The organism is Mesorhizobium sp. M7A.F.Ca.US.002.01.1.1 (assembly GCF_004022955.1).
GTDB lineage: Bacteria > Pseudomonadota > Alphaproteobacteria > Rhizobiales > Rhizobiaceae > Mesorhizobium > Mesorhizobium ciceri.
In genome coordinates this window covers 1-7559 of record NZ_RZQE01000293.1, presented here as the reverse complement: position 1 = coordinate 7559, position 7559 = coordinate 1, and the positions used below count along the sequence as shown (strand labels likewise).

At 63.2% G+C, this 7559-nt stretch carries 7 protein-coding genes; all 7 read right to left on the bottom strand.

All coding sequences use genetic code 11. The annotated features are described in order from the left end of the window. Positions 1–105 precede the first annotated feature (105 nt). Positions 106–402 (bottom strand): AzlD family protein, encoded by a 297-nt coding sequence (locus EN932_RS23935; RefSeq protein WP_013530970.1) that lies wholly within the window; start codon positions 400–402, stop codon positions 106–108. Continuing rightward, entirely contained in the window at positions 399–1127 is a 729-nt protein-coding gene (locus EN932_RS23930) for an AzlC family ABC transporter permease (RefSeq protein ID WP_013530969.1), read from the bottom strand. Before EN932_RS23930 ends, EN932_RS23935 begins: the two co-directional genes overlap by 4 nt. A 157-nt stretch (positions 1128–1284) precedes the next feature. After that, positions 1285–1977, bottom strand: coding sequence for a TIGR02453 family protein (locus tag EN932_RS23925; protein WP_013530968.1), 693 nt, complete (start codon positions 1975–1977; stop codon positions 1285–1287). Then, a complete protein-coding gene (gene ligA / locus EN932_RS23920) occupies positions 1977–4181 on the bottom strand; it encodes an NAD-dependent DNA ligase LigA (RefSeq protein ID WP_127385039.1) in 2205 nt (734 codons plus the stop codon). The genes EN932_RS23925 and ligA overlap by 1 nt, the downstream gene beginning before the upstream one ends. A 112-nt stretch (positions 4182–4293) precedes the next feature. Then, a complete protein-coding gene (gene recN / locus EN932_RS23915) occupies positions 4294–5967 on the bottom strand; it encodes a DNA repair protein RecN (RefSeq protein WP_127385038.1) in 1674 nt (557 codons plus the stop codon). A 119-nt stretch (positions 5968–6086) separates the two neighbouring features. Next, a complete protein-coding gene (locus EN932_RS23910; protein WP_013530965.1) occupies positions 6087–6956 on the bottom strand; it encodes an outer membrane protein assembly factor BamD in 870 nt (289 codons plus the stop codon). A 263-nt stretch (positions 6957–7219) separates the two neighbouring features. Further along, a partial coding sequence (locus tag EN932_RS23905; protein ID WP_206618956.1) for a UDP-3-O-acyl-N-acetylglucosamine deacetylase occupies positions 7220–7559 on the bottom strand: 340 nt, incomplete at its 5' end.

The window sequence follows — 7559 nt, the reverse complement described above, 5'->3', positions numbered from 1 at the left end:
GCGTACTTTTGGGTACGTGAGCTCAGTTCTACCGCGACGCGGTAGAACGGGGAAGCGCAGGAAGCCGCCGTTTGCAGGCCGTCATCACCTGAATATCGATACGCCCTACCCGACGAACTGCCGCGCCACGATCAATACCGCCGCGCCCGCCAAAAACATCGCCATCAACCCACCGCGCAGCGAAACCACGGCGGTGACCACCAGTGCGGCCCATTCCGCCGGGCCGGCGTTCAACAGCTCGGGCGCTACCAGCGTCGTCAGCACCGCCGCCGGCACGGCATTGAGGCCGGCCTCGACGCGGGGATGGATGGTATCGAAGCGCGATATCACCAGGTGCCCGCCGATGCGCGTCAGATAGGTCGCGATTGCGCCGGCGATAATGATCCAGAAGGTCGTGCTCATGGCCGTGCCTTTACGCCGCTATGGTGGGGAGGCAGGATGACCGCCAGCAGCACACCGGCAACAGCGCCAATCGAGACATGCCAGGGCGAGCCCACGGTCTTGTAGGCGATGATGGAGGCGGCAGCGCTGGCAATGACCACCGGCAGCCACAGAGGCCGCTTGCGGAAGCCCAGCACGAGACCGAGGAAATAGATCGGCAGCAGGAAATCGATGCCCAGCGCGTGCGTGTCGGGGATCAGCTTGCCGAACAGCGCACCAAGCGCGCTTTCGACGATCCAGAACAGATAGACAGGCAAGCCAAGTCCCAGATACCAGGCAAAGCCGACCGTCTGGCCGGATTGCGCCCTCGCCTCGGCCACCGCGAATTGCGGATCGGTGAGGATGAAATAGCCTAGTACCTGCTGGATGACAGGCCAGTGCGCGATGCGCCGGCCGATGCCGGCGGAATAGAGCACGTGGCGGAAATTGACGGCGAAGATCGACAGCACGATCAGCCACGGCGCCACATGCTGGCCGAACAGCTGGATGCCGACCATCTGGCTGGCGCCGCCATAGACCAGCGCACTCATCAGAAAGGCTTCCAGGACCGAGAAGCCATTGTCCACGGCGAGCGCGCCGAACAGCACCGCAAACGGCGCCGAGGCCACCACCACAGGCATCGACAGCCGCACGCCTTGCCAGAAATCGCTTCTGTCGCCGCTCTCGGAAATTACGTCCGTCGCCATCAACCACTCCTGATGCATGTCGCCCAAAAGGGGGATAACGACATGCACAACAACAAGGGAAGCGCGGTATGTAGGTGGCGCGGCTTGCCGTGTCACACGAATTCGCTTGAGCCAAACGATCAGCGGAAATGATCGCTGGATCGGCTGAGTTAGACGCTTATTCCTTCAGGATCTTGCCCTCGATCGCCCTGCCCCAGTCGAGCAGCGGCTTGGCGCGCAAGGTGAAATCGACGAGCTCGTCGACCAGATCAGCCGTATGGATTCCCGCGGGATCGATAACATGCTGGACGACAAAATGCCGGTTGCGGATGGCGGCGACAAGGTCGGGATCGCTGATTTCCTCGAAGCCGCGTGGCGTACGCTTCATACGGCCTTCGGTCTCGAGTTCAAGCCGGTTCTTCTTCAACGCCGCCACCAGGGCGCGAAACCTGTCCGGCTTCGTCGCGATGGCTTTGCGCATCGCCAGCAGCAGCGCCGGCTCCGGCTGCCACCAGGCAATGTCGGCGAAGCAGCGCTCAAGCCCGACATGGACGTAGAACACGCCCTGCTCCATCTTGGTGCCGTCGGGCGACAGGATGGCAGACAAATGCCTGTTGTAAGGCCGCTTGTCCTTGGCGAAGCGCACGTCGCGGTTGATTCGGAACAGCGACTTCTTGCGGTCGCCGCGCAGGCCGAGACCCGCCTTTGCGAAGCGCTCGGTCAGCGTGTCGACGAGATCACTGAGCGGATCGCGCAATTCCTGTTCGAACAAGTCACGGTTCTCCAAAAACCACTCTCGGCTCTGGTGGAAATCCAGCGCCTTGAGGAACGGAATGGCTTTTGGGCCGAACCCTTTGAATGCGCCGTCCATCAGGCCTTGCCGATCCGCGCCAGCCAGGCATCTTCGTCGATGACCTCGATGCCGAGTTCGCTGGCGAGCTTGAGCTTGGAGCCGGCACCCGGCCCGGCGACCACCAGATCCGTCTTCGCCGAAACCGAGCCCGCGACCTTGGCGCCGAGGCGCTCCGCCATCGCCTTGGCCTCGGAGCGTGTCATCTTTTCCAGCGAGCCGGTGAAGACGACCGTCTTGCCGGCGACCTCGCTGTCGGCCGAGACGTTGACGATATACGGCTTCGGCTTGACTTGGCGGAGCAACGCATCAAGCACGTCGTCATTGCGCTCATTGCCGAAGAAGTCGCGCAACGCGTCGATCACGGTATCGCCGATACCGTTGACCGAGGGGAAGACACTGTGCGGATCTTCCGCTGCCGCTGTTTCCTTGCCCACGCGGATCAGTTCCTCGATGGTCGAGAAGGTGCGGGCAAGCACAGCCGCCGTCGTTTCGCCGATATGGCGGATGCCGAGCGCGAAGATGAAACGGTCGAGTTCCGGCTCGCGGCGTGAGTCGATGGCCGCGAACAGCTTGTCGAGGCCCTCATAATTGCGGTCCTCGACGCTGCGCACGTTCTTGCGCGTCTTGCCCGATGCGGCCTCGCGCTGCCTCGCCTGTTCCTCGCGCCGTTCCGCCAGCGCCCTGGTGACAGCCGGACGGCGATCCCTGAGCGTGAAGATATCGGCGGCGGTCCTGATCAATCCCGCGTTGAAGAACGTGTCTATGTTCTCCGCGCCGAGGCCTTCGATGTCCAGGGCACCGCGCGACACGAAGTGGCGCAATCCTTCCACCGCCTGCGCCGGGCAGATCAGCTCGCCGGTGCAGCGGCGGCGGGAATCCTCCTTGCCGGTCTTCTCGTTGATCTCGCGCGTCGCCGGCGAGCCGCAGATCGGACAGGTGTGCGGGAATTCGTACGGCACGGCATCGGCCGGCCGCTTGTCGATGACGACGCTGACGATCTGCGGAATGACATCGCCTGCCCGCTGGATCACGACCGTATCGCCGATGCGCACGTCGATGCCGTCGCGGATCGGCTGGCCGGTCGAGTCCAGGCCCTTGATGTAATCCTCATTGTGCAGCGTGACGTTCTCGACCACGACGCCGCCGACCGTGACCGGCGCCAGCCGCGCGACCGGCGCCAGCGTACCGGTACGGCCGACCTGGATGTCGATCTTCTGAACGGTCGTCATCGCCTGTTCGGCCGGAAATTTATGCGCGATCGCCCAGCGCGGTTCGCCGGTGACGAAGCCCCAGCGGCGTTGCAACTCCAGCTGGTCGACCTTGTAGACGACGCCGTCGATATCGTAGCCGAGCGCGGAGCGCTGCTCCTCGATCCGATGATAATGCGCGATCAACTCCTTGGCCGATTTCGCCCGCACCATCAGCGGACTGATCTTGAACCCCCACTCGGCGAATTTCTGCACCGAATCATACTGGGTCGGAGCCGGATCCGCTGTCGTGTAACCCCAGGCATAGGCGAAGAATTTGAGGTTTCGGCTGGCGGTGACGGACGGATCCTTCTGGCGCAGCGACCCGGCCGCCGTGTTGCGCGGATTGACGTAGTCCTGGCCGCCGACGGCGGCCGAGCGCTGCTTCAGCGCCTCGAATTCCGCATAGGTCATGTAGACCTCGCCGCGTATCTCGATGGTTTCGGGCCAGCCCGAGCCTTTCAGCTTTGCAGGGATGTCGGCGATGGTCTTCAAATTGGCGGTGATGTCTTCGCCGACGGCGCCGTTGCCACGCGTTGCGCCCTGCACGAACACACCGTTTTCGTAACGCAGCGAAGCCGATAGCCCGTCGATCTTCGGTTCGGCCGTGAACGCAATGTCGAGTTCCTTGTCGCGATCGAAGAACCGCCGCCCGCGTTCGATGAAATCCGTGACATCATCGTCGGTATAGGCCTTGGCAAGGCTGAGCATCGGCACGGCATGGCGCACCTTGGTAAAGCCTTCCGCGGGCGCTGCTCCGACCCTGAGCGATGGCGAATCCTCGCGCACCAGCGCCGGAAAGCGCTCCTCGATGGCAAGGTTGCGCCGCGCCAGCGCATCATACTCGGCATCGGTGATAACAGGCGCATCTTCGGTATGGTAGCGCCGGTCGTGCTCGGCGATCTCTTCCGCCAGCCGCTTCAGCTCGGCTTCGGCCTCGCTCTCACTGAGCGAATCGACAGGTTTTTCAGCCATGCTTTCCTTCCCCGGACGGTGGCCCGCCACAATAGATCAGGATTTTGGGAAAATCATTCCTGAACAGCAGGATGGAGCCATATCCTGACTCGATCCCTGACACCTGTTGTTCTTATGCGGCCGTGGTGTTTTCACGCAGCAATCGCTCGGCGGCGGCGCGCGCCTCGTCGGTGATGGTGGCGCCGGCCAGCATGCGCGCGATCTCTTCCTGCCGCGCCGGCCGGTCCATCTCGGCAATGCCGGTGGCGACACGGTCGGTGGTGCCGGATTTGGAGATCAGGAAATGCGTCGCCGCGCGTGCCGCGACCTGTGGCGCATGCGTCACCGAGAGCACCTGGACGCGCTTCGACAGCCGCGCCAGCCGCTGGCCGATCGCGTCGGCGACAGCGCCGCCCACCCCAGTATCGATTTCATCGAAAACCAGCGTCGGCGCCGAGCCGCGGTCGGCCAGCGCGACCTTCAACGCCAGAAGGAAGCGCGAAAGTTCGCCGCCGGACGCCACTTTCATCATCGGCCCGGGCCGCGTGCCTGGATTGGTGCGCACCCAGAATTCGATCTGGTCGATGCCCTCTTCCATGCGGCTCTCGGCCTCGCTCTTCATTTCCACGATAAAGGCGGCGCGTTCGAGCTTGAGCGCCGGCAATTCCGCCATGACCGCCTTGGTCAAGCCGACCGCCGCCGCATGACGAAGCGAGGACAGCTGCGCGGCGGCAATGTCGTAGGTCTCGCGTGCCGCGGCGGCCTGCTTTTCCAGCCCGTGCAGGCGCTCCTCGCCGGCATCGAGATCGGCAAGATCGGCCGACATCGTGTCGCGAAGCTGCGCCAGATCGTCGACGGCGACGCTGTGCTTGCGCGAGGCCGCGCGCAGCGAAAACAGCCGCTCCTCCGCCTTCTCCAACCGCTGCGGATCATATTCGGTGGCGCGCAGTGCTGCCTCGACCCCCGATTGCGCCGCGTCAAGCGACAACATCGCCTCGTCGAGCGACTTGACGACGTCGTCGAGCAGGCCGGGCGCCTCGGTCACCTTGCGCTGCAGCCGCCGCAGCAGGCTGGCCAGTTGCGGCAAGGGCGAGGACGGGCCGGACAGCACATCCTGCGCGTCATGGATTTCGGACGCGATCTTCTCGGCCCGCATCATCGACGCGCGCAGTTCGGCAAGATCGGTCTCCTCACCCGGCTGCGGATCGAGCTTGGTCAATTCCGCCACCGCCGCACGCAGATAGTCGGCCTCGCGCGCGGCCGCCGCCACCTTGGCACGGTGGCGCGACAGTTCCTGCTCGCAGGCGCGCCAATGCCGCCATGCCTCGCCAGTTGAGCGAACGGCGCCGAGATGGCCGCCAAAAGCGTCGAGCACCTCGCGGTGAGCGCCGGGATCGACCAGAGCGCGTTCGTCATGCTGGCCGTGGATTTCGACCAGCGCGCGCCCGACATCGCGCATCAAGGTGACGCTCGAAGGCTGGTCGTTGACGAAGACACGGGTGCGGCCGTCCGCGGTCTGCAGGCGGCGAAGGATGATGTCGCCGTCATCCTCGATCGCATTGTCGGCAAGCAGCGTGCGGGCCGGATGGTTGCGCGGCACGTCGAAGACGGCGATGACCTGGCCTTGCGCCGCGCCATGGCGCACCAGCGACGCGTCGCCGCGCGCACCAAGCGCCAGCGACAAGGCATCGAGCAGGATGGACTTGCCGGCACCGGTTTCGCCGGTCAGCACCGAAAGACCCGGCTGGAAGTCGATATCCAGCTTCTCGATCAGGACGATATCGCGGATCGACAGTCTGGAAAGCATCAGAACCCGAATCTAGAACGGCACGCGACCATTTGCAGTCGCAGCGCCGCACTATCTTTTTGTTTGAGCACCGGATCAATCCGAAAAGCGCTGTGAACGCTTCAGTCGATGCTCATACGTCAGGCGCCGGTGATCATCTTTCCGGCCTTGGATATCCACGACCCTGCATTTTCGCGCGGTGCGAGCCCATTGCTCTGCAAGAGCTTGTAGGAATCCTTGTACCACGAGCTGTCAGGGTAGTTGGTGCCGAGCACGGCGGCGGCCGTCTGCGCCTCCGAAGTCAGACCCATCGCGTAATAGCTTTCGGTCAGACGCGCGAGCGCCTCCTCGACATGGCGCGTGTTGGAATAGTTCTCGACCACGGTGCGGAAGCGCTTGACGGCGGCAATGTATTCACGCCGCTCGAGATAGTAGCGGCCGATCTGCATCTCCTTGCCGGCCAACTGATCGTTGGCGAAGCGGATCTTTTCCTTGGCGTCGTCGACATATTCCGATGTCGGCCAGCGCGTCACCAGATCCTGCATCGTCTGGACGGTCTGACGCGCTTCCTTCTGGTCCTGCGTCACGTCCTTGATCTGGCGGTAGTAGCTCAAGCCGATGATGTACTGCGCATAAGCAGCGTCATCGGTCGACGGGTAAAGCGTGAGATAACGCTTGGCCGAGCCGATCGCCTCGTCGTAATTGCCCTGGCGATAGTCGGCGAAAGCGCCCATCACCATCGATTTGCGGGCCCATTCCGAATAAGGATGCTGGCGGTCGACGGCGTCGAACTTGCGGCTCGCCTCCTGCAGGCGCCCGGCATTGAGATTGGCAAGGCCCTGGTTATAGAGAACATCGGCCGGCTCGGTCTGGTCGACATAGGTCGACAGGTCGATATCTTTCTCCGACGACATGCAGGCCGACAGGAAGAGCGATGGAACAACTACTGAAAGCGCCAGGAAAACGGCCCTCTGCGGTGCTTTCAATTGACCAACTCGCTTGAAGAACATGATTGGATCTCGCCCTTTCGGCGCTATTTCAATGCCAGTTGCATGCCATTGTTTCAAAACTGGTCCCCACTTTTGAACGACATGCACTAATCGACGGCAGCAGCCATAAACCATAACCGCCTTGCCCGGCAACGCTATCTCCGGCCAATCGCACATTTTTGTGGCGGCCGGACGCAGCTTGGACATCAACGCAATTTCACTGGCGGGTGGTGCATTCCTGCAACACGCGCTATCGCCCATGGAACCCGAAAAACCTGGGAAAATCAGATCATCCAGGGCGCGTAGAGCGGCGCGTTGACGGCGTTCATCTCGGCGCTGCGGCCACGCTCCCGGCGCGTCGTCTCGACGATCTCGAACGCCGTGCGATCCGACAGCAGGCGGCGCAGGGCCGCGGCATTCATCCTGTGGCCGCCGCGATAGGAGCGGAAGCAGCCGATGAAACGGGCACCGGCCAGCGCCAGGTCGCCCATGGCGTCCAGCGTTTTATGGCGCACGAATTCGTTGGGATAGCGCAGGCCGCCCATGTTGATGACGCGGTTGTCGTCGCCGATCACTAGCGAATTCTCCAGCGAGGAGCCGAGCGCATAGCCTGCAGCCCACAGC